The 25853-nt window shown below is 37.5% G+C and carries 31 protein-coding genes and 1 pseudogene; 16 read left to right on the top strand and 16 right to left on the bottom strand.

The genetic code is table 11. The features are described 5' to 3' along the window. The first annotated feature begins 82 nt into the window (after positions 1-82). From ACIQCE_RS05685 to ACIQCE_RS05705, 5 genes are all read left to right on the top strand, one after another. Positions 83-388, top strand: coding sequence for a PTS sugar transporter subunit IIB (locus ACIQCE_RS05685; RefSeq protein ID WP_008355465.1), 306 nt, complete (start codon positions 83-85; stop codon positions 386-388). A gap of 14 nt (positions 389-402) precedes the next feature. Next, positions 403-1752 carry a PTS cellobiose transporter subunit IIC gene (celB, locus tag ACIQCE_RS05690; RefSeq protein ID WP_400493955.1) on the top strand — a complete coding sequence of 450 codons (1350 nt, stop codon included), beginning with the start codon at positions 403-405 and terminating at the stop codon, positions 1750-1752. A gap of 26 nt (positions 1753-1778) precedes the next feature. Continuing rightward, positions 1779-2105: a PTS lactose/cellobiose transporter subunit IIA gene (locus ACIQCE_RS05695; RefSeq protein WP_400493956.1), complete on the top strand. Its 327-nt coding sequence runs from the start codon at positions 1779-1781 to the stop codon at positions 2103-2105. After that, a complete protein-coding gene (locus tag ACIQCE_RS05700; protein WP_400493957.1) occupies positions 2102-3430 on the top strand; it encodes a 6-phospho-beta-glucosidase in 1329 nt (442 codons plus the stop codon). The genes ACIQCE_RS05695 and ACIQCE_RS05700 overlap by 4 nt, the downstream gene beginning before the upstream one ends. A gap of 211 nt (positions 3431-3641) precedes the next feature. After that, positions 3642-3908, top strand: a complete 267-nt coding sequence (locus ACIQCE_RS05705) for a YesK family protein (RefSeq protein ID WP_400493958.1) — start codon at positions 3642-3644, stop codon at positions 3906-3908. A gap of 187 nt (positions 3909-4095) precedes the next feature. Here the strand turns inward: ACIQCE_RS05705 and ACIQCE_RS05710 are convergent, their stop codons facing one another. Together ACIQCE_RS05710 and ACIQCE_RS05715 are read right to left on the bottom strand one after the other, a co-directional pair. Beyond that, positions 4096-4611, bottom strand: a complete 516-nt coding sequence (locus tag ACIQCE_RS05710) for a hypothetical protein (protein ID WP_400493959.1) — start codon at positions 4609-4611, stop codon at positions 4096-4098. 916 nt (positions 4612-5527) lie between these two features. Beyond that, positions 5528-6619, bottom strand: coding sequence for a branched-chain amino acid aminotransferase (locus ACIQCE_RS05715; protein WP_353854229.1), 1092 nt, complete (start codon positions 6617-6619; stop codon positions 5528-5530). A gap of 601 nt (positions 6620-7220) precedes the next feature. On the opposite strand from ACIQCE_RS05715, the gene ywaC reads away from it, so the two are divergent. Next, the gene (gene ywaC / locus ACIQCE_RS05720; protein ID WP_353854230.1) at positions 7221-7853 is read left to right on the top strand and encodes a GTP pyrophosphokinase YwaC; all 633 of its coding nucleotides are present in this window, start codon (positions 7221-7223) and stop codon (positions 7851-7853) included. A 150-nt stretch (positions 7854-8003) separates the two neighbouring features. Here ywaC and ACIQCE_RS05725 read toward each other — a convergent pair whose 3' ends face one another. After that, entirely contained in the window at positions 8004-8150 is a 147-nt protein-coding gene (locus tag ACIQCE_RS05725) for a hypothetical protein (RefSeq protein ID WP_400493960.1), read from the bottom strand. Between the two features lie 19 nt (positions 8151-8169). Continuing rightward, entirely contained in the window at positions 8170-9255 is a 1086-nt protein-coding gene (locus ACIQCE_RS05730; protein ID WP_353854232.1) for a response regulator aspartate phosphatase, read from the bottom strand. Between the two features lie 543 nt (positions 9256-9798). Here ACIQCE_RS05730 and ACIQCE_RS05735 point away from each other — a divergent pair. The 3 genes from ACIQCE_RS05735 to ACIQCE_RS05745 all read left to right on the top strand — a co-directional run bounded on the left by ACIQCE_RS05735 (position 9799) and on the right by ACIQCE_RS05745 (position 12006). Then, positions 9799-10563: a transporter substrate-binding domain-containing protein gene (locus ACIQCE_RS05735; RefSeq protein WP_400493961.1), complete on the top strand. Its 765-nt coding sequence runs from the start codon at positions 9799-9801 to the stop codon at positions 10561-10563. A gap of 73 nt (positions 10564-10636) precedes the next feature. Further along, the gene (locus tag ACIQCE_RS05740) at positions 10637-11281 is read left to right on the top strand and encodes an amino acid ABC transporter permease (RefSeq protein ID WP_353854234.1); all 645 of its coding nucleotides are present in this window, start codon (positions 10637-10639) and stop codon (positions 11279-11281) included. Continuing rightward, positions 11278-12006: an amino acid ABC transporter ATP-binding protein gene (locus tag ACIQCE_RS05745; RefSeq protein ID WP_400493962.1), complete on the top strand. Its 729-nt coding sequence runs from the start codon at positions 11278-11280 to the stop codon at positions 12004-12006. The genes ACIQCE_RS05740 and ACIQCE_RS05745 overlap by 4 nt, the downstream gene beginning before the upstream one ends. A 235-nt stretch (positions 12007-12241) precedes the next feature. On the opposite strand, the pseudogene ACIQCE_RS05750 reads toward ACIQCE_RS05745, so the two are convergent. Continuing rightward, positions 12242-12337: pseudogene (locus ACIQCE_RS05750) on the bottom strand (VOC family protein); the annotation flags it as partial. 113 nt (positions 12338-12450) lie between these two features. Between ACIQCE_RS05750 and ACIQCE_RS05755 the strand changes: the two are divergent. Next, on the top strand, positions 12451-12567 hold the full coding sequence (locus ACIQCE_RS05755; protein ID WP_400493963.1) for a YvrJ family protein: 117 nt from the start codon (positions 12451-12453) through the stop codon (positions 12565-12567). Between the two features lie 118 nt (positions 12568-12685). Then, positions 12686-12946 (top strand): hypothetical protein, encoded by a 261-nt coding sequence (locus tag ACIQCE_RS05760; protein ID WP_400493964.1) that lies wholly within the window; start codon positions 12686-12688, stop codon positions 12944-12946. Positions 12947-13991: 1045 nt separating this feature from the next. On the opposite strand, the gene ACIQCE_RS05765 is transcribed toward ACIQCE_RS05760, so the two are convergent. The 8 genes from ACIQCE_RS05765 to ACIQCE_RS05800 all read right to left on the bottom strand — a co-directional run bounded on the left by ACIQCE_RS05765 (position 13992) and on the right by ACIQCE_RS05800 (position 18789). Continuing rightward, positions 13992-14243: a DUF2651 family protein gene (locus tag ACIQCE_RS05765; RefSeq protein ID WP_400494468.1), complete on the bottom strand. Its 252-nt coding sequence runs from the start codon at positions 14241-14243 to the stop codon at positions 13992-13994. Positions 14244-14288: 45 nt separating this feature from the next. Then, positions 14289-15404: a hypothetical protein gene (locus tag ACIQCE_RS05770; RefSeq protein ID WP_400493965.1), complete on the bottom strand. Its 1116-nt coding sequence runs from the start codon at positions 15402-15404 to the stop codon at positions 14289-14291. A 66-nt stretch (positions 15405-15470) separates the two neighbouring features. Beyond that, complete coding sequence (locus ACIQCE_RS05775; RefSeq protein WP_400493966.1) at positions 15471-15890, bottom strand: hypothetical protein; 420 nt, start codon at positions 15888-15890, stop codon at positions 15471-15473. Between the two features lie 643 nt (positions 15891-16533). Then, complete coding sequence (locus ACIQCE_RS05780; protein ID WP_400493967.1) at positions 16534-16806, bottom strand: DUF3986 family protein; 273 nt, start codon at positions 16804-16806, stop codon at positions 16534-16536. A gap of 15 nt (positions 16807-16821) precedes the next feature. Then, on the bottom strand, positions 16822-17442 hold the full coding sequence (locus ACIQCE_RS05785; RefSeq protein WP_400493968.1) for a hypothetical protein: 621 nt from the start codon (positions 17440-17442) through the stop codon (positions 16822-16824). A gap of 159 nt (positions 17443-17601) precedes the next feature. Next, the gene (locus tag ACIQCE_RS05790) at positions 17602-17868 is read right to left on the bottom strand and encodes a hypothetical protein (protein ID WP_400493969.1); all 267 of its coding nucleotides are present in this window, start codon (positions 17866-17868) and stop codon (positions 17602-17604) included. 280 nt (positions 17869-18148) lie between these two features. Next, entirely contained in the window at positions 18149-18337 is a 189-nt protein-coding gene (locus ACIQCE_RS05795) for a DUF5839 family protein (RefSeq protein ID WP_400494469.1), read from the bottom strand. 302 nt (positions 18338-18639) lie between these two features. Next, the gene (locus tag ACIQCE_RS05800) at positions 18640-18789 is read right to left on the bottom strand and encodes a hypothetical protein (protein ID WP_400493970.1); all 150 of its coding nucleotides are present in this window, start codon (positions 18787-18789) and stop codon (positions 18640-18642) included. 564 nt (positions 18790-19353) lie between these two features. Here ACIQCE_RS05800 and ACIQCE_RS05805 point away from each other — a divergent pair. Next, positions 19354-19569: a UPF0715 family protein gene (locus ACIQCE_RS05805; RefSeq protein ID WP_400494470.1), complete on the top strand. Its 216-nt coding sequence runs from the start codon at positions 19354-19356 to the stop codon at positions 19567-19569. Between the two features lie 800 nt (positions 19570-20369). On the opposite strand, the gene ACIQCE_RS05810 is transcribed toward ACIQCE_RS05805, so the two are convergent. Then, positions 20370-20753, bottom strand: a complete 384-nt coding sequence (locus tag ACIQCE_RS05810; protein ID WP_400493971.1) for a glyoxalase GlxA — start codon at positions 20751-20753, stop codon at positions 20370-20372. 116 nt (positions 20754-20869) lie between these two features. Between ACIQCE_RS05810 and ACIQCE_RS05815 the strand changes: the two genes are divergently transcribed. Next, the gene (locus ACIQCE_RS05815; RefSeq protein WP_400493972.1) at positions 20870-22051 is read left to right on the top strand and encodes a class I SAM-dependent rRNA methyltransferase; all 1182 of its coding nucleotides are present in this window, start codon (positions 20870-20872) and stop codon (positions 22049-22051) included. Between the two features lie 107 nt (positions 22052-22158). Here ACIQCE_RS05815 and ACIQCE_RS05820 read toward each other — a convergent pair whose 3' ends face one another. Further along, complete coding sequence (locus ACIQCE_RS05820; RefSeq protein WP_400493973.1) at positions 22159-22839, bottom strand: CidB/LrgB family autolysis modulator; 681 nt, start codon at positions 22837-22839, stop codon at positions 22159-22161. Then, positions 22833-23216 (bottom strand): CidA/LrgA family holin-like protein, encoded by a 384-nt coding sequence (locus ACIQCE_RS05825; protein ID WP_400493974.1) that lies wholly within the window; start codon positions 23214-23216, stop codon positions 22833-22835. Before ACIQCE_RS05825 ends, ACIQCE_RS05820 begins: the two co-directional genes overlap by 7 nt. A gap of 163 nt (positions 23217-23379) precedes the next feature. Here ACIQCE_RS05825 and cidR point away from each other — a divergent pair, with 163 nt between their 5' ends. From cidR to thiE, 3 genes are read left to right on the top strand one after another with little or no spacing between them, the layout of a single operon-like run. Continuing rightward, positions 23380-24267, top strand: coding sequence for a cidABC operon transcriptional activator CidR (gene cidR / locus ACIQCE_RS05830; protein ID WP_400493975.1), 888 nt, complete (start codon positions 23380-23382; stop codon positions 24265-24267). 17 nt (positions 24268-24284) lie between these two features. Beyond that, positions 24285-25109, top strand: coding sequence for a hydroxyethylthiazole kinase (thiM, locus tag ACIQCE_RS05835; RefSeq protein ID WP_400493976.1), 825 nt, complete (start codon positions 24285-24287; stop codon positions 25107-25109). Further along, complete coding sequence (gene thiE / locus ACIQCE_RS05840) at positions 25096-25764, top strand: thiamine phosphate synthase (RefSeq protein WP_400493977.1); 669 nt, start codon at positions 25096-25098, stop codon at positions 25762-25764. Before thiM ends, thiE begins: the two co-directional genes overlap by 14 nt. Positions 25765-25853: the final 89 nt, after the last annotated feature.

Raw genomic sequence — 25853 nt, forward strand, 5'->3', positions numbered from 1 at the left:
TATAGGTGTTTATGAAAGCGATTTCATAATATGATGAATGTGTAAAGAAAAACTTCAAATTTCTAAAAGGGGGCGTTTACTCATGAACATCTTATTGGTTTGCGCAGCAGGTATGTCCACAAGTTTACTGGTCACAAAAATGGAGAAAAGCGCACAAGAACAAGGAAAAGACTATCGGATATGGGCGGTATCTGGAGATGCTGCAAAAAGTCATATTGATCAAGCAGATGTGCTTTTATTGGGACCTCAGGTTCGATATTTGTTACCACAAATGAAAAAGCTTGGAGAGGAAAAAGGCATTCCGGTGGACGTCATTAATACAGTGCATTATGGCGTATGTAATGGCGCTGAGGTTTTGAAATCTGCTGAACAGTTAGTGAACGGATAAAGGGGGCGAAAGGGATGAATGGGTTCAACCGATTTTTAGAAGAGAAGGTCATGCCGTTTGCAGGGAAGATTGCCGCTCAAAGACATTTACAAGCATTGCGTGACGGAATTGTTTTAACCATGCCTCTCATTATTGTCGGTTCACTGTTTCTCATTTTAGCCAACCTTCCAATCCCAGGATATAGCGATTTTATGGCAAGTATCTTTGGAGCCGAATGGGCCACGAAACTATCCTATCCTGTCAATGCAACCTTTGATATTATGGCACTTGTTGCGACCTTTGGGATTGCCTACAGGCTTGCTGAAAAGTATGGTGTTGATGCGCTATCTTCTGGTGCTATCGCAGTCGCCGCCTTTTTATTGGCAACACCATTTCAAGTGCCTTTTACACCTGAAGGATCGACAGAAGCGATTTTAGTGAATGGCGGGATTCCTGTTACATTAATGGGCAGTAAAGGGTTGTTCGTCGCCATGATTATTGCCATGCTTTCAACAGAGGTCTACCGCTTTATTGTCCAGCGGAACATCGTCATTAAAATGCCTGATGGTGTACCGCCAGCAGTGAGTAAATCGTTTATCGCACTTATTCCAGGTTTTGTGGTTATCACCTTGATCTGGGTTGCGAGACTTATAATTGAGATGTCACCTTTTGAGAGTATTCATCACATCATCACCGTCTTAATTGGTACGCCGCTTTCCATTCTCGGTGGAAGCTTAGGCGGCAGTATCGTGGCCATGGGTGTGCAAATGCTTCTCTGGGCTTGTGGGATCCATGGGGCAACGATTGTCGGCGGCGTCATGGGACCGATTTGGCTTGGTGCAATGGATGAGAACCGCCTTGCGTTTCAAGCAGGAGAAATGCTGCCGAATATTTTCACAGCACAGTTCTTTGAAATTTTCATCAACGTTGGCGGAAGCGGAGCGACACTTGCCTTAGTACTGACCATGATTTTACGTGCAAGAAGTAAGCAAATGAAACAACTTGGTAGGCTAGCGATTGGACCAGCGATTTTTAACATCAACGAACCGATCATTTTTGGAATGCCGATTGTCATGAACCCAATGCTCTTGATTCCGTTTATTCTTACGCCAGTCATGATGATCATCACGACATATATCGGGATGAGCACAGGGCTTGTGGCGAAGCCGGCTGGAATCGCCGTTCCGTGGACAATGCCGCCAATTATTTCAGGCTATCTCGCAACGGGCGGAAAAGTCTCCGGTGCTGTCATGCAGTTGATCAATTTGGCGTTGTCATTTGCACTATACTACCCGTTCTTTAGAATGTGGGATAAGCAAAAATTGAAAGAAGAAAATGAACTAGAAACAAAAGCTTCGACTGATGAACATATAGTCAGTCTGTAATGGAGGGAACAAGGAGGATGCGACCGATGGAAATGGAACAAATTGTGTTTCAACTCATCTTGCACGGTGGAAATGGCAGAAGCTTGGCAATGGAGGCCATGACATGTGCAAAAAAGGGGTGCTTCGATGAAGCGAAACAAAAATTGCGGGAGGCACAAGACGCGTTAAATGAGGCGCATCACGCACAAACAGAGCTGATCCAAGGAGAAATCAGAGGAGAAAAGACCGACATCAGTCTCTTAATGATTCATGCCCAAGATCATCTCATGAACGCAATGACTGTCAAGGAGCTTGCAGCAGAAATCATAGAGCTCTATGAGAAAATGAAGCAATTCGGAGGTGTCAATTCATGAAAGACGGTATTAAAATTGTTACGATCGGTGGCGGATCAAGCTATACGCCGGAGCTGGTAGAAGGGTTTATCAAACGATATCATGAATTGCCTGTGAAGGAATTATGGCTTGTTGACATTCAAGCAGGTGAAGAAAAATTAAACATCGTGGGCGCACTCGCCAAGCGTATGGTTGAAAAAGCTGGACTGCCGATTGATATCCACCTCACCCTCGATCGCCGTGCAGCCTTAAAGGATGCTGATTTTGTCACAACACAATTTCGTGTGGGTCTGCTGGAAGCCCGTGCGAAAGATGAGAGAATTCCACTCAAATACGGCGTAATTGGTCAGGAGACAAATGGACCAGGAGGTTTATTGAAAGGCTTGCGGACAATACCAGTCATTTTAGATATCGTGAAAGATATGGAAGAGCTTTGTCCAGATGCATGGCTTGTGAATTTTACAAATCCAGCGGGTATGGTCACAGAAGCTGTTTTACGCTATACTCATTTGAAAAAAGTGGTCGGATTATGTAATGTACCGATTGGGATGAAAATGGGGATTGCCAAGGCGCTTGATGTAGATGTGGAACGCATTGAAGTGCAGTTTGCCGGTCTCAATCACATGGTTTATGGATTAGATGTGTATTTAGATGGTGTCAGTATTATGGATCAGGTGCTAGATGAATTAGGAAACCCAAATAGCCAGTGGTCGATGAAAAACATTGAAGCGAAAAACTGGGAGCCTTCTTTTGTCAAAGGGCTAGGAGTCATTCCTTGTCCGTATCACCGCTATTACTATAAAACAAAAGATATGCTGGAAGAAGAACAGAGGGCGGCACAAGAAAAAGGAACAAGGGCAGAGGTTGTGCAGCAAGTCGAGCAAGAGTTGTTTGAACTGTATAAAGATCCGGATTTAACCATTAAACCACCACAACTTGAAAAAAGAGGCGGGGCTTATTACAGCGATGCTGCATGTAACTTAATCAGCTCCATCTATAACGATAAGCATGACATTCAGCCAGTCAATACATTAAACAGAGGGGCGATTGCAAGCATCCCAGCTGAATCAGCGGTTGAAGTCAACTGTATCATTACAAAGGATGGACCAAAACCGATTGCTACAGGGGATTTACCCGTTGCGGTAAGAGGCCTCGTTCAGCAAATTAAATCATTTGAACGTGTGGCAGCGGAAGCAGCAGTGACGGGAGATTATGAGACGGCTCTTGTCGCCATGACGATTAATCCACTCGTACCTTCCGATGAGGTTGCAAAGCAAATATTAGATGAAATGCTTGAAGCACATCGTGAATATTTGCCCCAATTTTTTACATCTGTTGATGCATAAAAGTAAACGACTCCATCAAGGGGTCGTTTCAGCTTGTAGAGAGTTTATTTATAAATGCTTACCTTTTCATTTTCAGCGGTTTGAAAATCATTGAGTAGATGGGAAACACATTAAATCAGTGTTACGATAGTTGAAATGATACATTATTATCCATTAGGAAGATTTGATTATAAAATGATCTGCTATCATTTTTTGAAAGGGGAAAAGAAAAATGTCTTTTTGGCTAATGACAGCTATTCTCGCAGTTATCATACTAGGCGGTTCTTTAATCTTTAAAAAGAAGAAGTCGCCTATACAGTATGGATTTCCAGCGATTTTCATAATGGTTAGTCTCATCTTATTTATGATCAGTTTTTTTGTAGGAGAATGGGAAGGTATGGGATTAAGTGCAATTAGCGTATCTTTGCTGATTGCATCAGTTATCGCTTTAATGATGACCAGCATTTTGAGTTATTTTAGTGGTGAATCACAAAGATGACAAGTGATTAACAGCTAGACAACGGGCTTAGGGCACGTTTTAGATGGTCAAGAGAATCTGACTGAGGAACAATATGATATTTTTACTATATAGGCAAAAAGGAACAAGAAAGGGGTCGTCCCCCAAGTCGTTTTGAGTGCTTTAATTAAAACAGGTAAAAACACCTGTAATGGCGTTTAAAAGGTGATTAATCATCTAATCGCTCCTTAGGGTGATCAAGAGAGATAAATTCTAATAAGAGACATGCTACGGTTAGACCAATAGACATTATTATATTATCTGCAATACCAAATGAGCATATAGCACCAACAGAAAAGACACATAAGAACCTAAAAAGTGAAGCAAAAACAGTATTCAAGATATTGTCTCCTAATATGTGTTTGCCTACTGCAATAAATATATGATCGAGGGTAAATAAATAGCAAACTAACGCTAAACTTAGAATAATAATTTGGGTAAAATCTACATCTAAACCTAATGATTTCACGATTACACTTGTTGATCCTGTAATAATCAACACTATAATCATGATCACCACTGTAGGAATTAAAGATAATAAAAGCGCACCTATAAATGTCGAGAACAAATACTTTTCATTTGTTTTGCTTTCCTCAGCTTCCTTTTTTTCTCCTTTATACATAAAAAAGAAAAAGACTCTGAAGAAAATCAAATAAATGAATCCTGTGATGACAAGGAAATTCAATTCTATTCTCCTTAAATGCGTTTTAGGGTATGTCACATTGGCATGTAGATTAAAAATGATAAATAAAAAGCAGACTAGGAAGCCTGCTTTTTTGGAAATACTTTATCAATAATAACCATGGAAAGTGTAAATAACATGGAAAGGAACACCATGTCTAGTATTGTGACATCTGAGGTCTTTTTAATAGCTAGGAACCATAGAAGCTGTAATACTAAAGAAATTACAAAATAAGATATGTACTTAACAGTATTCATCTATCATTCACCCCCTTTACTTTTGGCTTATGGCAACAAACGCTGAACCAAGCAAGGCTGACTGATCATCCAAAATCTAATCGTGTTCTTTCTAATGATTTTTATGATCTCAACAGCTAATTTATTCTATAGATTTTTCTCGATCTATTTTTGCGTTTCACCTGTGATCCATTTCATTGGATAGGGAGCTTTTTTAACCTTTTTCTCCCTCTATTATCAGTTTAACAAAAACAACGGTTAATGCAACGTTCTCTTGTCCGAATTTATACAACAACTAATGGCTCATTTAAAATAAAATACACCTAAAAAAGATTGCTCTTGCTTCCTTGTGTAATGGGTATAATACCATCTATTAAGGCAAGGCTCAATAAATAATGTTCTCATATAAAATGCCCCATCCATGTTCATTTGTTAGCTTTCGATTCCAAAACTTATCAATGTATTTTGATGCCAGAGTATTTCCTGTTTTATGATCAATCTTGCTGTCATAATTGATCATTCCGTAGCATTCGTCCGCAATTTTTGCCTCTTTAGGACATTGAATACTGCATCTTGAGCATCATGACTTGATAAGGAGATTTTGACAAAATTATATATGTAAAGCCGGAAATAATTCCGAGAAAAAGAACCCTTCATCTTAAATGAAAGGTTCATTGGAATGATTATGCTTGTTTGACGACAGAGTCGACTTCTACTGTCCAGCCAAAGATATCTGGCTGTTTGCCTTTTTGAATACCGGTAATGGCGTCGTATAATTTTTTAGATACTTCACCTGTTTGACCATCTTGAATGACATATTGTTGATCATGATAGATTAATTCACCAACAGGAGAAATGACAGCGGCCGTTCCAGTACCAAAAATCTCTTCAAGCTCTCCTGTTTTGTGTGCTTCAATGATTTCATCAATTGAAATTTTGCGTTCTGTCACTGGAATCTCCCAATGCTTTAACAATTCAATGACAGAGTGACGTGTAATCCCCTCTAAAATACTGCCGTTCAATTCAGGCGTGACGATTTCCCCATTGATTTTAAAGAAAATATTCATGCTGCCCACTTCTTCAATGTACTTTTTCTCAACCCCATCAAGCCAAAGAACTTGTGAAAATCCTTTGTTCTCTGCTAATTGCTGTGCTTTCAGGCTAGATGCGTAGTTTCCTGCTGTTTTTGCATTTCCAGTTCCGCCTTTTACGGCACGGACAAATTCGTTTTCAACAGCAATTTTTATAGGATGAATGCCTTCTTTATAGTACGATCCCACCGGAGACAAAATAATGAATAACTTATAGGTGCTAGACGGTGCAACACCTAAATAAGGTTCAGTCGAAATAATAAATGGACGGATATACAAGGAAGTTCCCTCTGCATCAGGTACCCAATCCTTATCAATGCGAATGAGTTCAATTAATCCCTCTAAAACCGTTTCTGTATCAATTTGCGGAATACATAGGCGGTCATTGGATCTGTTCAGGCGTTCCATATTCTTTTCCGGACGGAATAAGAGAATTTTTTGATCTTCAGAAACATAAGCCTTTAAGCCTTCAAAAACAGATTGGCCGTAATGGTAGACCATAGACGCTGGATCCATTGGAATGGCCTGATAAGGGATAATTCTTGGATCGTACCAGCCTTTATCAATTGAATAATCCATCACAAACATGTGATCTGTGAAGATCTTTCCGAATTCAAGCTGATCAGATTGAGGTTTTGGTTTTTTTGTTGAACTAAGTTCAACGCGGATGGGTTGTTTTGACATTGTAAATCTCCTTGCTGTTTGATTATTTGAAAATTCTAATAATATGAAATAATTATGATTCTATTCTATACCTTCACAAAATATTAGCAATAGGTTTTCTGGAATTCAAATAAGAAAAATCTGTTAAAGCGCTTTCCTCCTCCCTGCCGAATGTTTTTTGATTTCACCTCTCTTCAAAACAAGATATAAAACCTAAATGCATGATTAACTGATTAATCTGATCATTTAAAACAAGTTGTTTTCCTGTAAGATATTCTTTCAACCATACACCTTCTGACTAGAAAATTGCAAGGGGCAAAACATCATATGTTAAAACCTCTTTTTAATTGATACGGAAAGAAGAGATGTGAAAGGAGCGGTCAAACTCTGGGAAAGCTGTCATTTATGCTTCAAGTGAGCAGTCAGAAATTGCAGGTATAGCAGACCGAATGATGTTATGGATATTGTAAAAGAATCTGTTCTTGAGCGAGCTTTGACATTGACCTATTACAACAGCGAAGCTAACGACGTATCATTTTTTAAAACCAATCACGTCCTCTCTTCGTCTAATAAACGGAAAGCGGTGTAAAAGCCGTTTGCTTAAAGGAGATGACAAATAGAAATGAATATGTCAGCAACTCATGTAGAAGATTTGAAAAGTGTCATGGAAGATTGGAAAAATGAATTGTTAGTATATAAATTTGCGTTAGATGAGATAGATACAAAGTTTTCAATTATTAGCCAAGAATATAATTTAATCCATGGACACAACCCCATTGAGCATACAAAATCACGTATTAAATCCTTTGAAAGCATCGTGAATAAATTAGCGAGAAAGGGATGCGACATCACTACACAATGTGCTAAGGAGCATATTCATGATATCGCAGGTGTCCGCATCATTTGCTCATTTATTCAGGATATCTATAACATTATTGATGTACTGAGGCAAAGAGAAGATTTAAAGATTCTCGAGGTAAAGGATTATATTCAGCATCCAAAGTCAAACGGCTATCGAAGTCTTCATTTAATTGTTGAGATTCCGGTCTATTTAACCAATCGTGTGGAGCATGTGAAGGTCGAGATTCAGGTGCGGACCATTGCGATGGATTTTTGGGCAAGTCTTGAACATAAAATCTATTATAAACTGAACAATGATGTCCCTGCTCAGTTGACTGATGAATTGAAGGAAGCGGCAGATATTGCCCATTACTTAGATGAAAAGATGCAAAATATTAAACGAGAAATTGACTAAAAAACCGTCCCCATTCATCAGTTTCAGACCGTCATGAAAAGTGTAGAATGCTCATGATTCTTTAACAGATATGAAAAACAGAGTAGCTGTAATAAACAATAGCTACTCTGTTTTGTCATTGGCAGTACCTAAAGGCTGAAGGTGTCCATGTTAAGGGTTAGTTCCACGATCTCTCTGAATATTGGTTCCCGTATCTTGTGATTGTGCGGTTTGGTTGTCTTTTTGGGTGGAACATCCTATGAAAACACCTGTGATCACGAGAGCAAAAATCCCACTTGTTATGAGCCATTTCTTCATTACTCATCAACTCCTTAGATCAACATGTCTTTAATGATAACGCTTTGTTCCAAAAATAAGTTGATTCTTCATAAAGACCATTTTCTGTTAAATATTCTGCCACATCCGTACAGATGGCCTCAAGGTCTACGAGAAAATTCATTGATTCTAATTGATCACAATACGACGTGATTTGTTCAATCATGTTGGATTGCTGTAACATGAGCGCTTCCAAGATGGATAACTTAAGCGAAATGTTTCGCTGTTTTAAATTTTCTGCTTTTTGAAGTGAAAGCTGTACATAATAATGGAACAATCCAGGCTTTTTCAGCTTAAATAACGCTTTTGTATAGGTATACATGGCAAGCAAATAGCCGCCTGGAGAAGAAGTTTCAAATGTCTCGATCAATAAAGCCTTCTCAAGAAGCGGCACAGCTTCACTGTATTCGTTTCTCAGACTTTTAATAAAGGCAGCATTACAATACGCGTGACCGAGTAAATCTGGGTCTTTCATATGTTCTAGTGAATGAATCACCTGCTGAAATAAAGTCTCTGCCTCATCATATTTTGCTTGGTCAGCATAATTCAACGCGAGCATCATCTGACAGCTAATTGATTTTTTCACATAACATGGGTCTGCGTCATAAATAGATGAAGCAATCTTCAAGTGGTGTATAGAGAGAAGTGTAGACCTGATATTGTAGTATAGGCACCCTGTTTTATAATGAAACTCTGCTTTTTCAATGTCGTCGTGCACGAGATCCAACTTATTTTCAGCCAATTTTAAATGGTGAAATGCTGTATTGTGATTCCCTCTGCGCATCTCATACATTCCTTTAAAGAAGTAGAAATAGTAGCTGAGCATATCATCAGTACGGATCGCATCTTCATCGACAAAAAGACTATGATCTAGCGATGAAGTATCTTCAACGAGGTCTTTGAAACGGTATTCTAGTAATTGATAATAAAGTAAGACGTCTTGATTCTCTTCCATTCGATCAAACGCTTTAAGAATGTCTTCTTTCAATTGAATGGCATCTTGTATCTCTCTTTTTTTCATCATGATATACCAGTCATTTAGCATATTTGCTACGTCAACGGATGACAAAACCTTTGTTTCTTCCAATTAGTATCCTCCTTTCTTCATTATTAAAGCTGGTAAGTCCAGAACATGATATTATTTTACAATTAAACATTGGTTAGAATTTAAATATTTTCTTATATTTTAAGCTGTCTCACACAATTTGTAAAACGTGTTTTTTGATGTAAATTCAACCAGTAGTGAAAAATTTAGGGGGGTGTAAAACCTTTTTGTATGCACTTGCATTCCTTTAGGTAAAAAGAGGTTCATCGGAAAAATATATCACAATATCAATGGGGACATTGGAGCCGTCTTTGTACGCTTAATCCATAGATCAGGAAGAAAGCACTGATTTCAAGAAAACTCCTCATTTTTTGTGAGATTATGTCACATAAATATTGTGACTCACTCCCCTTTCAGAATAAAATGAGTTATTCGCAAAAAAGTAAAATTTAAAGAGACTATTGGTCTAGTATTGTATGAAACTTTAGTATTGATAAAAAATATCACACACTATAGCTTTAGCGTGGTATAGTAATATTGTTGTAGCGAATATTGAGACAAAACTGACAATAGGGGGTCTTTTGTATGAAGAAATCGATTTTACTGATGATGGGACTTGTTGTTGTGCTCGTCATGGCAGCCTGTGGATCAAAATCGGACAGCGGTTCCGGAGAAGGCAAGGGCACATATAAAATAGGGATAGATACAACATATCCGCCATTTGAGTTTGAAAAAGGCGATAAATACGAAGGAATAGACGTTGATTTAATTAATGCAATTGCCAAAGACCAGGGCTTCAAAGTCAAACTTGAGGCAATGGACTTCTCAGGTATTATTCCAGCCATGCAAGCTGGCCAGCTTGATGTTGGAATGGGCGGTATGAGCATTACTGATGAGCGTAAAAAGAAAGTGGATTTCTCAGAGCCATACTTCGATGCCGGTCTAACGGTTGTTGTGAAAAAAGACAGCAGCATCAAATCGATTGAAGATTTAAAAGGGAAGAAGCTAGCTGTTAAAAATGGAACAACAGGTGCAAAATTTGCAACTGATAACGCAGATAAATATGGGTATGATATTGTTCAATTTAATGACAGCCCATCTATGTTCCAAGAAGTATCTAACGGGAATGCAGATGCACTGATCGAAGACTATCCAGTCATTACCTATGCAATTGCTCAGCAAGATTTAAATTTGAAAACAGTCGGAGACCGCTTGAATGGAGATCAATATGGTATCTCTGTCATGAAAGGCAAAAACCAAGACTTATTGAAGAAAATCAATAAAGGTCTAGAAAATCTAAAGAAAAACGGTGAATATGAGAAAATTCTGAATAAATATTTGAAGTCATAACACAAGCGAAGCGCGCTCGAGTGCGCGCGCTTTCTTTATGTGTAACTCGTATGTGAATGATGGAGGGAGAAACATGGATACGATTATCAACGCATTCCCGTATTTAATGGATGGTTTGCAAACCACTTTATATATCTTTGTTGTTGCTATCATTTTAGGATTTATTATTGGTTTAATTGTGGCATTATTTCGCCTGTCACCATTTAAAATATTGAATTTCATCGCACTCGTATTTGTGAATGCGATTCGAGGCACGCCATTTATCGTACAGCTATTTTTCATTTATTTTGGCTTGAATACGCTTGAATTCATTTCGCTTGATCGAGTGCCGGCAGGGATTATTACTGTAGCAATTAATGCAGGGGCCTATTTCTCAGAGATTATACGAGCAGGGATTCAATCAATTGATAAAGGACAAACAGAAGCTGCGCGGTCTTTAGGGTTTACAGGGGGCCAAAACATGCGCTTTATTATTCTGCCACAGGCATTCCGCCGTATGTTGCCAGCCATTACAAACCAAGCAATAATCAGCTTGAAAGATACATCGCTCTTATCTATTATTGGCATCGCCGATATTATGCAAAGAGGACAAGTCCAAGCATCTGCCACGTTTGATCCTTTAAATGTATGGCTCATTGTGGGTGTCATTTATTTCGTGATTATTTATTTACTTTCTCTACTGGCTAGCTATGCAGAAAGGAGATTCGATATCAAATGAGTATGATTAAGGTGAAAAATCTAAAGAAATCCTTTGGTGATCACGAAGTGTTAAAGGATATTAATGTAGTCATCGAGGAAAAAGAAGTTGTTTGTGTCATTGGTCCATCTGGATCAGGGAAAAGTACATTTTTACGCTGCCTCAATAAATTAGAAGATATTACGGCTGGAGAAGTCGTTGTCCATGGACATACGATTACAGATCCAAAGGTCAATATCAATAAAGTGCGCCAAGAGGTCGGAATGGTGTTCCAGCACTTCAATTTATTTCCTCATAAAACAGTTTTAGAAAACATCACGATTGCGCCGATCAAGGTAAAAGGCGTAGACAAGAAGGCGGCAGTCGATAAAGCCCTTGATTTGCTAGAAAAGGTCGGCTTAAAAGAGAAAGCAAAAAGCTACCCTAACCAACTATCTGGTGGACAAAAACAGCGTGTTGCTATCGCAAGAGCCTTAGCGATGGACCCGAAAGTTCTATTATTTGATGAGCCAACATCTGCTCTTGATCCAGAGGTCGTCGGGGATGTATTAGCCGTCATGAAACAATTAGCCATCGAAGGAATGACGATGATTGTTGTAACACATGAAATGGGTTTTGCAAGAGAGGTAGGAGACCGCGTAATCTTTATGGATGGCGGATATATTGTCGAAGAAGACAAGCCAGAGGCGCTATTTGGAAATCCGCAGCACGAGCGCACAAAATTATTTCTTAGTAAAGTGTTATAAACAGAGTAAAAGCAGGTATGTGTGCTATACCTGCTTTTACTCTGTTATTTTTCGTGAAAAAAATAGAACCACATCTCTTAACCAGGTGCTCACATTGCCCACTAAGAGGCGGTGCCCAACACTTATAGTTAAAAGCCCAATGATGGTTAGGCAGATGGCCCCGATAAAAAGTTTTCATTGATTGAATTGACCTAAAGAATTCTACGATAAATCACCAAGCATTTCCTAGGAAATATTAACGCTGGAAGAATTCAATCCATTCTTGGTCTGGTCCTCTGAAGAAGAAGTAGCAGTAGCCATTTGGAAGTGTTGTAATTTCCTCATCAATCAATTCAATTTGAAGCTTTTGAATGCGACTGAACAAAGAAGTACCTCCTCTATGTGACTAAGATAAACGGTTCGGGGTTTTGGGATGATAGATCTTTTGAGGGGGTTATTGCTGCAATGGGAAATGTTGGTTTCCCATTAGTTTTAGCTGTGGACCTTTTAATAAGATTTGAAAAGAAAATAGAGAATTTGACTACAGCGGTAAACCATTTAAAAGAAGTTATTAAGAAATAGGGTGAATTACGGGGGAGGTTTTCTCTTTTTGATTTTGCTGTCGATAAAAAGAACTTTGATAATTTAGGGTTTTTGGTAAAATAAAGTAATGCAATTAATCATTTGAGGTGGTGATTGTTTGTCCAAGTTAATATTGTCTATATTTTTAGTTATAAATTTGTTTTATATCTCAAATTATTTATTTGAGATTGTGGAACGGTTTAATATTTTAAGTGGTGTTTGGTTAGCTATTTTTGCATTCGGGGTTATCGTTTCTTTGATAGACTTGTTTAGGTATAAACAGGTGTCTGGGGTTAATATTTCTCTCGCACTGGGTGTTTTAGTTACAGCTATAAGTTCTTTTGGAGTATACGGTTTTTATTTTTTAATGGTAACTTAGATAGAGAAGAGGGGTTCTGTCCATCTTCTTTTTTATTAGCATACGCTTCCTAAGTGGCTTTTAGCACATTCATATCCAAAATCTGCAACCATATACCAACCAGGATTTGATGTTTTGCTAGTACAGCCGGTAAAGTTCCATATCAAAACCGTTAGCACCATGTCAAGGTGATAAACTCGATAAGGTTAGCTACCTCTTTCATTAAAGATTCTATAAGTTGTTCATTTAGTGGTGTAATTGTGATCCCCATTTGATTAATCTGGATGCGGTGATCAAGAATTTTGCAATTTGCAGTTCGGTGCCTTATTTGTAGCAGTCACATCGGTTAAAAACCACATCCCCTTTTGAGTAATTTTATATTCTGCTGGCAGTATTTGCGGTTAGGTTTGAAAAGGAGATTTGATTGGGCGTTATCAATTAATTTTTTATCCATATATGTATCCCTCCTTTTTGCTCTTAATATTAAAAGTGATATTAGATTTAAAAAACTAAAAAGAAAATGAAAATCTTTTTAAGTTTTAAAAAGATCTCATCACTATTAAAGACAATTGCCTTTAAGAAGGATGGTGGCGGGAGCTTGTTATTATTGATTGACAGGACCTCCTGCGTGTATTACTTGTACGGTTATAAATATGGAGGAATACCTGTGGTAACAGCAGTGTATTGTGTATATAAGGTGTGGTAATAATGGTTTGTGAGGGAGGTGTAGCAATGAGTGAAGAATAGATAGACCTGAATAAGGGAATTTTTATGGCTGTTTTTGATACTGTCACTCTTGGAGTCCCTTCCTATCTTTGGTATCTTGTTAAGAAACCTAGTAAAATACTTAAACTTTCTTTAGTGATTTTTCCGATTGTCTCTATAATAGTATTTTTATTATCGAATTAAAAAGAAGTGTATAGTCGTTCCCCCTTTGAAGAAAAAGCAGTCCCTAGTCCGCTTTTTGAGTGTTTTTCATCAAAGGGGATTGGAAACTAAAGAAAAAAGTAGGCTATCTAAAAGTCTACTTTTAGATAGATTGAAATTCATTTGAGGAATTTTGTGATTATCCTGCTTTTTTATAACGATTTGAAATATATCGTAAAATTTTTGTTATTACAGATGTGCACATGCTTAAAAAAGTCACAATTCCTACCCAATACATATTTGACATGTCGAACCCAGTGTAGGCAAATATGAAGATGGTCGATGTTATAAATGTGATCATGAGTACCACATAGACCTTCTTAAAGATTAAATAGCCGATCATCCCCCAAGCCAAATACAATAATGGCAATGTGAATAACACAAGACCCATGGGTTGAAGATAATGTAAGTTAATATACTCCACTCTCCTCTATAGTTATCTTATAACTTCCATGCTTGTCATTTCCCAATCTCTATCAGATTTTAGAGATATCTCTTTAGAGTCTTTGCTTTCAATATTATATTCAATAATTCTGCCAATAACTCCATCCTTATCTCTATCAAACATTCTTACCAATGCATAAATCTTGCCGTCTAAAATCTTGACCTCTTCTAAACGTTCGTCATCTGATTTAAAATTAAGTGGAATTTTTTCAGATGATAACTCTTTGAAGTCTTTATTGAATGTCTTGACTTCTCCTTCATAGGAAACCATCGTGACTCTATCCTTATCTACATTGGTCTTGTAGATAGTGAATCCCTTATCCATTACTATTTCTCTTTTCTTATCGAGAGTTTTTTTGTCGAGTATGATTAGAATAGAGTTTTTCTTACTATCGACATCGTCATTGAGAGCAATCATTAATTCTTTATTGTTCAATGACTTCAAAGATTCATTGTTGTCAGGATAGAAAACAGAGTCAACGTCCAGCTTCTTTCTTTTAGCCTTATGGCTTTTTGGGTCTATAGAGGATAATATGATATTTTCATCATTGTTCAAAATGGCATATATTTTTTTATCGTCAAATATAGCTGTTCTCAATTCACCGTTGAATTTGACTTGTTCTTTACTTCCACTGTCTTCTTCCCAATAAACTAACTCTCCTGCTAATCCACCTTCTACATAGCCAACGTTTATATCATATAGAACATAGCCATTAGAGTAGTTAATGAAGAATGCTCCCTCGTCTTCTGTAGATTTTGAAAGTGATTTTGTATGTAGAGGGTTTACCTTGCCATTATTCTTGTCTATCGATACATGATAATTAGACCTATTAGATGAGAAGTACATATTATTATCACTCCGAGTAGATGAAGTAAACCCTACGCAGTCTTTTAATGACACGCTTGATAGCTTACTCCCTGTATCGTTATAGTTTACTATCTCGCATCCTCTGTCCATCATCTCTGAATAAATTACAACAAATTTGCTGTCTTTCATATCGCTCAACTCTCTTTTAGGGGAATCTACCACTGCATCCGGCCTCTTTGAACATGCTGTACATATTAATGCTATGGCGCAAGCTGATACAAATAACTTAAAGTATTTCATTCAATCATCTCCTTTCAATTTTAAACAAGCAAAGCAATCGGGGAATATCCCCGACTGCTTATTTACTTACTTTTTATGATAAAAGACCTTCGTGTTGTTAGAGTTAACTAATTCCATTGGCGACACGACTGTATCAATTTTTATATTGTCAATATCGTGTCCTTGATTCTTCCAAGCTCTCCAAGTTAATTGAGAGCAATAAAAAGCCTTTGTGGTATGTTTATTGAAAAAGTTTATATTGTATGGCTTCTTTTGTTTAGCTTGTTTCTCGGCATATTTAGCCGCATTAATATATTTCTTGTTATTAGACTTCTTCACCCAAAGTCCATAAACCTTCTTTCTAGTACCCCATTTATTATTGTATTTTCTGACTCCATGCTGTTTAATTGGACTCCAGTTTTTATGCCAAGATTCTACGGTCTTAGCTGGTTTTCTTGAGACAATTGCGGCGTGTCCGAAACCAATTGCAGAACTACCTGAATTCAAGTCATAACTAACCAATACATTGTCTTTAGTTCCTCAATAAAGTGGAAGCATATTACTACTTATGAAAGCTTATTTTCATTACATCTTTTTACGTTAATTACACAAATTTCGATTGTTTTTTATTAATTATGGAGTAAAAATGGAGTGCGAACTTACCAAAGTGGTTCTCTACTCCTTCTTTATTGAACAAGGTCTATCCATATTTAAAGCAGCTAATTTTTTAAATTTTAAAGGCTAAGCGTTGCACATCTTCAGAAGCTAAAGCTTTATCATGTAATTTAGATATATCCCCTAAAGCCTGTTCTGCTTCATCAAGCAAATAGAGCGCATCCCGCATAGAATAAAATCCCCCCTTTTTTCATAAACAAGAATTATTACACCAAAGAATAGGTGAAAAAATCTTAAAGAACTATTGTGAAATATTTGAAGAGTAGTTTTCTGCTAAATCGATTCTTTGAATCTAAGGTGGTGATGGTACTGATGACCTTGAAATGAAAAAAGAATTGTACGAGTGGCGTTTTGTTGAGGCAATGAATAAAGAATAAGCGCTATCTCTTCCCTTCTGCTCAAGATACATAATGCTAGCTGTGCTTATTCTTTCTTAGCGTTACAATAAAGCTCCCTCATAACAAGGGAGCTTAAATTAAAAAGCTTTATTTAACTCATGTTTAATCCAAAGTTCGAAGTATTGAGTAGCTTCATCTTCACTTAAATCTTTACTTGTTATCGAGAATATCTTACAACCGAATGGATCGATTTTTGAAAACTTCAAAGGCGGCTCATCCATTGCATGATCCTGAAAGTTAATATACACGTCCCAAACATCAACATCTAGTCTCTTTAATCCTACTGCTTCAAAATCTAATCCATTTTTATTGTAACTAATATGTAGATGTTGCGTTTCATCATAATTCATTAGGAAACCCTCCCTTTAGAAAATGATATGATGTTTTTTCATGTTAGGCGGCACATGATAATGAAGTTTATAGGGGCCTCCCGTCTTAACTGGATAATAATCTAATCTGAAAATTGGTTTTCCGGTAGATTTTAAACGAACTTGAATAATTCTGCCACCACCACCGGGGCCATCAATCTTGTATTTACTCGGCGCCTTTAAAGCTTTTTCAACATATGGTCTCGCGATTGCCCAACCTTTTTTCATTCCAGACCTGCCAACTTTGCTAATTAAGACCCTTAAAGCTGTAGCAACAATTGGCACCCACATCGGTTTTATTTCAGCGGCCTTAACCTCTTGTTCGGCAAGCACCTGTTCTAACTGCTGAAATACTGGGTCTTCTATTAAAAAATCAAACTCTTTTTCAAACTCTTCATTATCCAAACTTTGAATATTCTTTTTATTGAGTGTTGAAATTGATGATATTCCATCAATGTTTTTTGGAAAATTCTCATTCAATGTATTGAGAGTTGAGTTGAAATCAATGCTTTCATCCTCTTTCCCCTCTTCAATTGCTTGAGATAATGGACTTAGAACACCCATAACCAACACAAAGACCAAAAGTGAGACAATAGTTTTAATAAACTTTTTCGCCATATTTGACCTCCTAGTTAATCATTTTCATTCCAAATATATCAATATATGTTATGAGAATCAATAACTAAAAAAACTAGATGAATATAAAAAATACCAAGGGCGCTTAAACCCTTGGTATTCCTATGATGCGACCGAGAGACTTGAACCTCCACGGGTTATTCACCCACTAGGCCCTAGTGCAGTGGCATTTACGCTCATCTTATCTTTCTCTTCGTTGTATTTAGGCAAATACTCGTCGATCACACCATCTTTGATATATTGGTCGATATCTTTCTGCGACTCTTCGAATATAGCTTCTGCTTTTGCTTCTGTAGATACAGAGTCATATTCCTTTTTGCTCATCTCGTAAAGCTCTTTAATCTGTTCAGAGGTCATTCCCTCTGCCTTCATTTCTTCTACTTCTTCCTTGACTCTTTCATCATTCATAGAAGGAATACATCTTTTGCCTGAGCGTCTCCTTCCAATTCAAACCCAGTGAATAATACAGATGCTGACAACAAGGATGTGACAATAACGTTTCGTTTTTTCATATTATTACCTCCAATTCCTTTTTTCAGTGTGCAACACATTTACCATATTAATAGTTAATATGTATCATGTATACAAAAATAGGAATTTAAGGATTATTTAATGTATGTTGAATTGACATGTAAAATTTGAGTAAATTTTTAAATTAAAAAAGAGACTACTCGTAGTAGGCTCCCTTTCACTCAGGTACATCGTCTTTATTATTGTCTACTCGATCTAAAACTTTAATGACTCGATTATAATAGCGCCCAGTTTCTTCTGCTGCTTCTCTTGAAACATCAATTACTAGGACGGGTTTCTTTTTGTCTTGGGATTCAACCAATACAATGTCACCTTCTTGGATATGGTCTCTTAGTCTTTTTTGAATATGCTACTTGAAAGCCTAAGGAATCCACCTTTAAATGGATCTTGTACACTTTTGTAAGGTGTTAATGTTCTATATACGAAAGAGTATGCGTTATCTTTAGGAAGTGCACTTGTTTTAATTTTATCTTCTTGATTGAATATCTCTTCTGTTTTTTTAAATTCTAGTTCATTGTTTTTAGGGATTGTGATAAATATTAATAATTCTCCATAAATGCTAATTACATTTTTTTCTTCTTCAGTTTTTGTTGTGGCCTATTAATTGCCTATAGTTTGTATTCTTTTTCTAATGTAATGTCTTTATCTTTAAAGAATAAATTCTTCGTTTCTCCGACTTTTTTCATTTTTAAACACTTCATATATACCATCTTCATCAGGTAACTGGTCCCGTTTTATAGTAACAGATTTGCTGCTTGCTGTGGTTTCAAGGATTGAACTATTAATCGCTTTTTCCATAGCTTTTGCTTCCAGACCTTTAGTATCATCACTGTTTGTTTTCCGTTTATTTCCTTTTGGTTTATTGATATTTAATTTAATAATTTTTTTCTTTTCAAAGACTCCAACTCTATATTTTTGAATGTCATCTGTGAGTTTATCTTTAAATGTGTTTGATTCCCCTTCATATATTCATTCGTCATTTTTTCATATTTTATAGTAATCACCATGTGTTTATATCGACTTTCACTGAGTTATCACTAGTTGAGATGTTTGTTTCTTGTTGTTCATTAGCAAACAATTGATCGGGGATGAAAATCAGTATTAACACTGTAAATAAGAAAATTAAGAAGTTTATACGTTTTTTCAATTTCAATCATCCATCTGTTAAAATATAGTCATTCAAAAATTTGTAAAGAAAGGGTATTATGAGAAGTTTAACTATGCCGATTCTGCTTTCGAGCTTATCTTTAGGAGTAATTCAATATCTTATTGTTGGTCTTTTTTCTGAGGTGTTTTTAATTTTTGTATTTTACTCTTTATTTTTTTATTCCTTTGTTAGTTTTTGCTTTTCCTTTACAGTATGTGTTGAATAAAAAACCTAAAAAATTCTCTTTTATTTATTTTTTTTATTATCTTTTTTTATCCTTATTGGCTAACCTTTTGCTTTTTTATGTGTTTGTTTCGTCAGTTTATCCACTTACTATTACAAGGGTGGAGCTGTATTTTTATGCTTTTGTTTCTGCTCTTGTGTATTGGTTTTGGGATTCTATTTTTTTAAATATAAAAAAAGCAAGATAAAGGTCACCTCTTCAAAGTATTTTTTGGTTGCGGTGTCCGCAATCATTTTTTTATTTTTCAGTGCTTCGGTTTGATAAATATTTCTGTGATAGAATCCCTTCACTGTGGGGGTGAATGGATTGGTGCATTCATTTTTTGCATTATTATGTTCATTGCATTTGTTTATTCAGAAGAAGTAGGCGACTGAAGCCTGCTTCTTCTATTAAAAAGTTAGAGAAAAAGCTTGATTGAATAATACTTATATTAGTAGCAACCACAATATTTTTAGTTTGAAATTCAGTGGGTTTGTTTCTTACTTTCTTTTATATATTTCAGGATTAAATATACGTATAAATCTAAAAAAGACTAGTAACAGAAAAAGGCAGAACCTCTGTATCGTTCTACCTTCCAATACGCCATGCTTGGTTCAGCGTTCTCTGTATTGTAAAATAAGCTAAAAGTAAAGGGGACAAATTAATATGAACGGTCTTAAATACATATCTTATTTTGTAATATCTCTAGTACTACAGTTGCTGTGGTTCCTAGCAATCAAAAAGAGCCCATATATCACGTTACTAGACATGTTAGTCCTGTCTATATTATTCACACTTTTCATGTTTGTTACTGATAAAGTATTCAAGAAAAAGCAGACTTCCTAGTCTGTTCAGGCTGTCGAGAAAATCTCAACAGCCTTATTTTTTCTAAATTTTCCATCTCCTCATTTTATAATAGAGTAAAGTCCGTTAAAGAAAGGTGTGTTTTTCATTTATTGTATTATCAAAGAAATCAACGATAAATCACCAAGCATTTCCTAGGAAATATTAACGCTGGAAGAATTCAATCCATTCTTGGTCTGGTCCTCTGAAGAAGAAGTAGCAGTAGCCATTTGGAAGTGTTGTAATTTCCTCATCAATCAATTCAATTTGAAGCTTTTGAATGCGACTGAACTCTGCGTGAATATTGTCTGTCGTGAAGGCGAGATGATGCACTTTTCCTTCAGCAGGCAGCTCACTGTTGTAGCCTTGAATTAACTCAATTTCCGTTTCTTCCTCATCCTTAAAACCGAGAAATGCAAGCTCAATGACTCCGTTTGAATGGGTGATCCGATCTTTTAATTTCATGCCCACAACCTTTTCATAAAAATCAATGGACTGATCAATATCTTTTACCATCATACCTGTATGATCTAAGCGTAATGTTGTCAAAAGAAGTACCTCCTCTATGTGACTATGATATTTTTTCTCATCTTATCATAATAGAAGTAACACATACATTCATATGGTAGGATAGAGAGAGTCAATTTAGGATAAGGATGACACATATGAAAAAAATCATTTTAAAACAAACATTTGCAGAACAAGTGAAAAAGGGATATCCGCTTATTTCAAAAGATGCTGTGTTGCGTGTGAATGGTATACAAGAGGGCGATCTCATTGAATGGGTGGATGAAAGAGGTTCTTTTTTAGGTAAAGGTTATTATGGTGTGCAGAATAAAGGAATCGGCTGGGTGCTTTCTTTTGATGCGAAAGAAAAAATAGACCAAGCCTTTTTTGCTTCTAAGTTAGAGAAGGCTGCTAAAAGCAGAACGCATTTATTTCGAGATGCACAGACGACAGCTTTCCGTGTATTGAATGGAGAGGGTGATGGAATTGGTGGTATCACTATCGATTATTATGATGGATTCTATCTCATCCAATGGTATAGCCAAGGAATCTTTACGTTGAAATCTGACATTTTAGCTGCGATTGAGCAGGTGTATCCAGATTATAAAGGGATTTATGAAAAGAAACGCTTTGATACGTCAGGACAATATATTGAGGATGATGACTTTGTCAAAGGGGAGAAAGGCGAATTTCCTCTTATCGTCAAAGAAAACGGAATGAGTGTGGCTGTTTACTTAAATGATGGTGCAATGACTGGTATCTTTCTTGATCAACGTCACGTGAGAAAAGCGATTCGAGATCGCTATGCGAAAGGAAAGACGGTTCTCAACACCTTTTCATATACGGGTGCTTTCTCAGTTGCAGCAGCGCTTGGTGGAGCGAGCCGTACGACAAGCGTTGATGTGGCAAATCGTAGTTTGAAAAAGACGTCCGAGCAGTTCGAGATCAATGAAATTGATGTGTCTGGACACGACATAAAAGTGATGGACGTATTTAAATACTTCCCATTTGCAGCAAAGAAGGGGTGGACATATGATTTGGTGATCTTAGACCCTCCTTCCTTTGCGCGCACAAAAAAACACACATTCAGTGCTGCTAAGGACTATAAAAAGCTGTTAAAAGAAGCAATCCAAATCACGGCTGAGAACGGCGTCATTGTGGCATCAACCAATAGCAGTGCATTTGGAATGAGGAAATTTAAAGGGTTTATTGACCAAGCCTTTAAGGAATCTAGACAAACGTATCGTATCCTTGAAGAATACACACTTCCTGAGGATTTCCGTACAACAAAGAACTATCCTGAAGGAAACTATCTGAAGGTCGTATTCATCCAAACATAATGATAAAGCCATTTTCCAGCCATAAAAAACTCCCCTAAGGCAAACAGATTTGTTCATTCATCTGTCTATCTTTAGGGGAGCATTTCATCAGAGGAAATGGCTTTTTTCTATAAGGCAAACGACATGAGGAGGGGGGCCGCACATAATGTAATAATGGCTGAAATAATCATCGATACACTTGAGATCGTACCCGAGACAGAGCTTAACTCAAAGGCCTTTGAAGTGCCTGCGCCGTGTGCACCTGTACCGAGCAAGACGCCTTTTGCGATGTCATTGTCAATTCGGAAGTAACGGATGACCATTGGGCCAATGATGGAGCCGAATAGTGCAGTTAAGATGACGAATACAGCCGTAACGGACGGCATGCCGCCAATCATTTCTGAGACACTCATGGCAATTGGTGTTGTCACTGATCTTGGGACAAGACTTTCAATAAGGCCTGTATCCAAATGAAACAATTTGGCGATAAACGCTGTTGATAAAATCGCAATGACAGAACCGCAAGCAACATTCAATACAATTTCAACTGCATGCTTCTTCAGAACGTGAAAATACTTATATAAAGGAATGGCAAAGGCAACAGTCGCAGGCTGAAGCATATTCGTTAGCCATTTCCCGCCTTGATTGTAAGCATCGTAAGGAATGTTTACGATTAACAGCAAGACCACAAGGACAAGCGGAGTTACAAGTAATGGGGAAACATACACTTTCGGATGCCGTTTGTATATCGCTTTTGATCCAAGATATAAAAGAACTGTTAAGATCAGAAATAATCCGCCCACTAACATAGCTTTTTTCGCTCCTTTCTTTTCGCAATCATTTGCGTCATGATGCCAGTTGAGAGCATGACCACAAAGGTACTAAGTAAGACGACAAGGACAATACTTGTGCCGGATTGAGAAAGCAATTTCCCATAATCAATCACACCAACGGCCGACGGGATAAAAAAGAGCAGCAGTTCTCCGAGCAGCCATACGGCGCCAAGTTCAATCCATTTTAATTGAATGATGTTAAAATGAAGTAATAAGAAAATGACAAAAATGCCCAATATCGTACCTGGGATTTTTAAATGCAAAAAAGCCGCTAGGGCATTCATTAATTTCGCAAAAACAAACAAAGCTGTAATCTGAAGGGTAGCAATCAGCGACGTTTTAAGCAATTGCACTTTCCATTCACTCCTTTTTCTATATAAAATGTTCACTATTTCACAAAAACTTAACAACGTTTTAATTGATGAACTTACTTTAAAGTGTACAGCACGTTTCGTTATAGGTAAAATACATATATTGAATAGTTATTATTCCTTTTGTCTATAGGGGGTGACCGAGATGGACATTAGACATTTAACATATTTCTTAGAAGTGGCAAGGTTAAAGAGTTTTACGAAAGCGTCTCAATCTCTTTATGTATCACAGCCGACCATTTCCAAAATGGTCAAGAATCTTGAAGATGAGCTGGGCGTCCAGTTATTTTACCGAAATGGTCGGCAGGTTGAAATGACAGACGCAGGACTAACCATGTATACAAAGGCAAGTGAAATCACACAATCTTTTCAAAATTTAACGAGTGAATTAAATGATGTAATGAACGTGAAAAAAGGGCACATTCGAATTGGGCTGCCGCCAATGATAGGATCAAGTTTCTTTCCAAATGTCATGGGGGAATTCCGCCAGCAGTATCCAGATGTCACGTTTCAATTGGTCGAACATGGCTCCATTAAAGTGGAGGAAGGGGTAGAGGATGGTTCGTTAGATATTGGTGTCATTGTTCTCCCTGCAAATGATAAAATTTTTCATACGTACACCATTATGAAAGAGAACATGAAGCTTGTGACGCATCCATCACATCCGATGGCATGTCGTGGTGAGGTGGAGTTAGCAGATTTAAAGGAAGAGTCTTTTATTTTCTTTAGAGAAGATTTTGTTCTGCACAGCCGGATATTGAATGAATGCATGAATGCAGGCTTTCGACCCAATGTCATCTATGAAACCTCTCAATGGGATTTCATTAGTGAAATGGTAGCCGAGAATTTAGGGATTGGGCTTCTGCCAGAACGAATCTGCCGTGATCTTGATCCTGAAAAGGTAAAGGCCATATCCTTAAATCCGTCAATCCCATGGCATTTAGGTGTCATTTGGCGAAAGGACCGCTATTTGTCGTTTGCGGCAAGAGAATGGTTAAAGCATACTAAATCCTATGTGTGGGATGCAGAGTAAAAGGGAGGACGATACTGATGAAAATTAGCTACGCGTCTCATTTATTGGAGAAGGTTCGAGCGGAAAATCCACTCGTCCATAACATTACCAACCAAGTCGTGACGAACTTTACAGCAAATGGACTGCTTGCCTTAGGTGCTTCTCCGGTGATGGCAAATGCGAAAGAAGAAGTCGCCGAAATGGCTCAATTAGCTGATGCGCTTGTTTTAAATATTGGCACTTTGACAAAAGAGACAGTTGAAGCGATGATCATTGCTGGACGAGCGGCCAATGAAAAAGGTGTGCCTGTTCTATTAGATCCTGTTGGTGTGGGAGCAACAACATTTCGGACAAGTGCAGCAAATCAGCTATTACAGCAAGTCAATATGTCAGTCGTAAGAGGAAATGCTGCGGAAATTGCGAACTTGATCGAAACGGATGGCTGGGAGTTAAAGGGTGTTGATGCGAAAAAGGCGAATGGTGACGTGTCAGCATTAGCAAAGCAAGCAGCGAAAGCACTTCATACGGTTGTCGTCATTACAGGAAAAGTAGATGTTGTATCGGATGGAGATGTGGTGATGTCCATTCATAATGGACATGAGTGGCTGACAAAGGTGACAGGAGCAGGCTGTTTACTCACATCTATCATGGGGGCATTTTGTGCAACAGGTGAACAGCCTCTTCATGCAGCGGCATCTGCCCTGTTATTTTATGGTGTCGCAGCAGAAAAAGCGGCTTTGCAAACCAAAGGAAATGGACCTGGGACGTTTCAAATGGAACTTTTAAATGAATTATCAAACACAAGCGCTACAGATGTGATCACTTTAGGGAAAATAGAGGGAGATGTATATGACAAAGGTTGACCAACAGCAACTCAAGGAGCAATTGTCGCTTTACTTTATTATGGGAACAGCGAATACGGATAGGCATCCGCTAGACGTCATTAAAGAAGCTATTAAAGGCGGGATTACGATGTTTCAATTTCGCGAAAAGGGAGAAGGAGCACTGCAAGGTGAAGCCAAGAAACGATTGGCTGAGCAAATACAAGTACTTTGTAAAGAAGCGCATGTCCCTTTTATCGTGAATGATGATGTTCAGCTCGCCATAGAGATTGATGCAGACGGTGTCCATGTGGGTCAGGAAGATGCAAATGCACAAGACGTACGACAGAAGATTGGGGAGAAAATTTTAGGTATCTCCACTCATCACATTGATGAAGTCAAGCAAGCAATTAAGGACGGGGCAGATTATGTTGGCATGGGACCGGTCTATCCAACAAAAACGAAAAAGGATACACGAAGTGTACAAGGGGTCTCTTTGATAAAAGAAGTACGTAGCCATGGTCTAAATATCCCGATTGTCGGAATTGGGGGCATCACATCTGATAATGCTGCACCCGTGATACAAGCAGGTGCAGATGGCATTAGTATCATTAGTGCCATTAGTCAAAGCAAGCAGCCAAGAAAAGCAGCAGAACAACTGAAATCACTTGTTGTATCAGAAAAAGCATCTCTCTAAGTCTTTGAGTCTTGGAAGGTATGGATCAACTCATCTATGCCTTTACTTGTTCGGGGATAAAAATGGACAGGGGGAGAAACGGTTGTGTA

Source organism: Bacillus sp. NPDC093026, assembly GCF_044754665.1.
Taxonomy (GTDB): domain Bacteria; phylum Bacillota; class Bacilli; order Bacillales; family Bacillaceae; genus Bacillus; species Bacillus maqinnsis.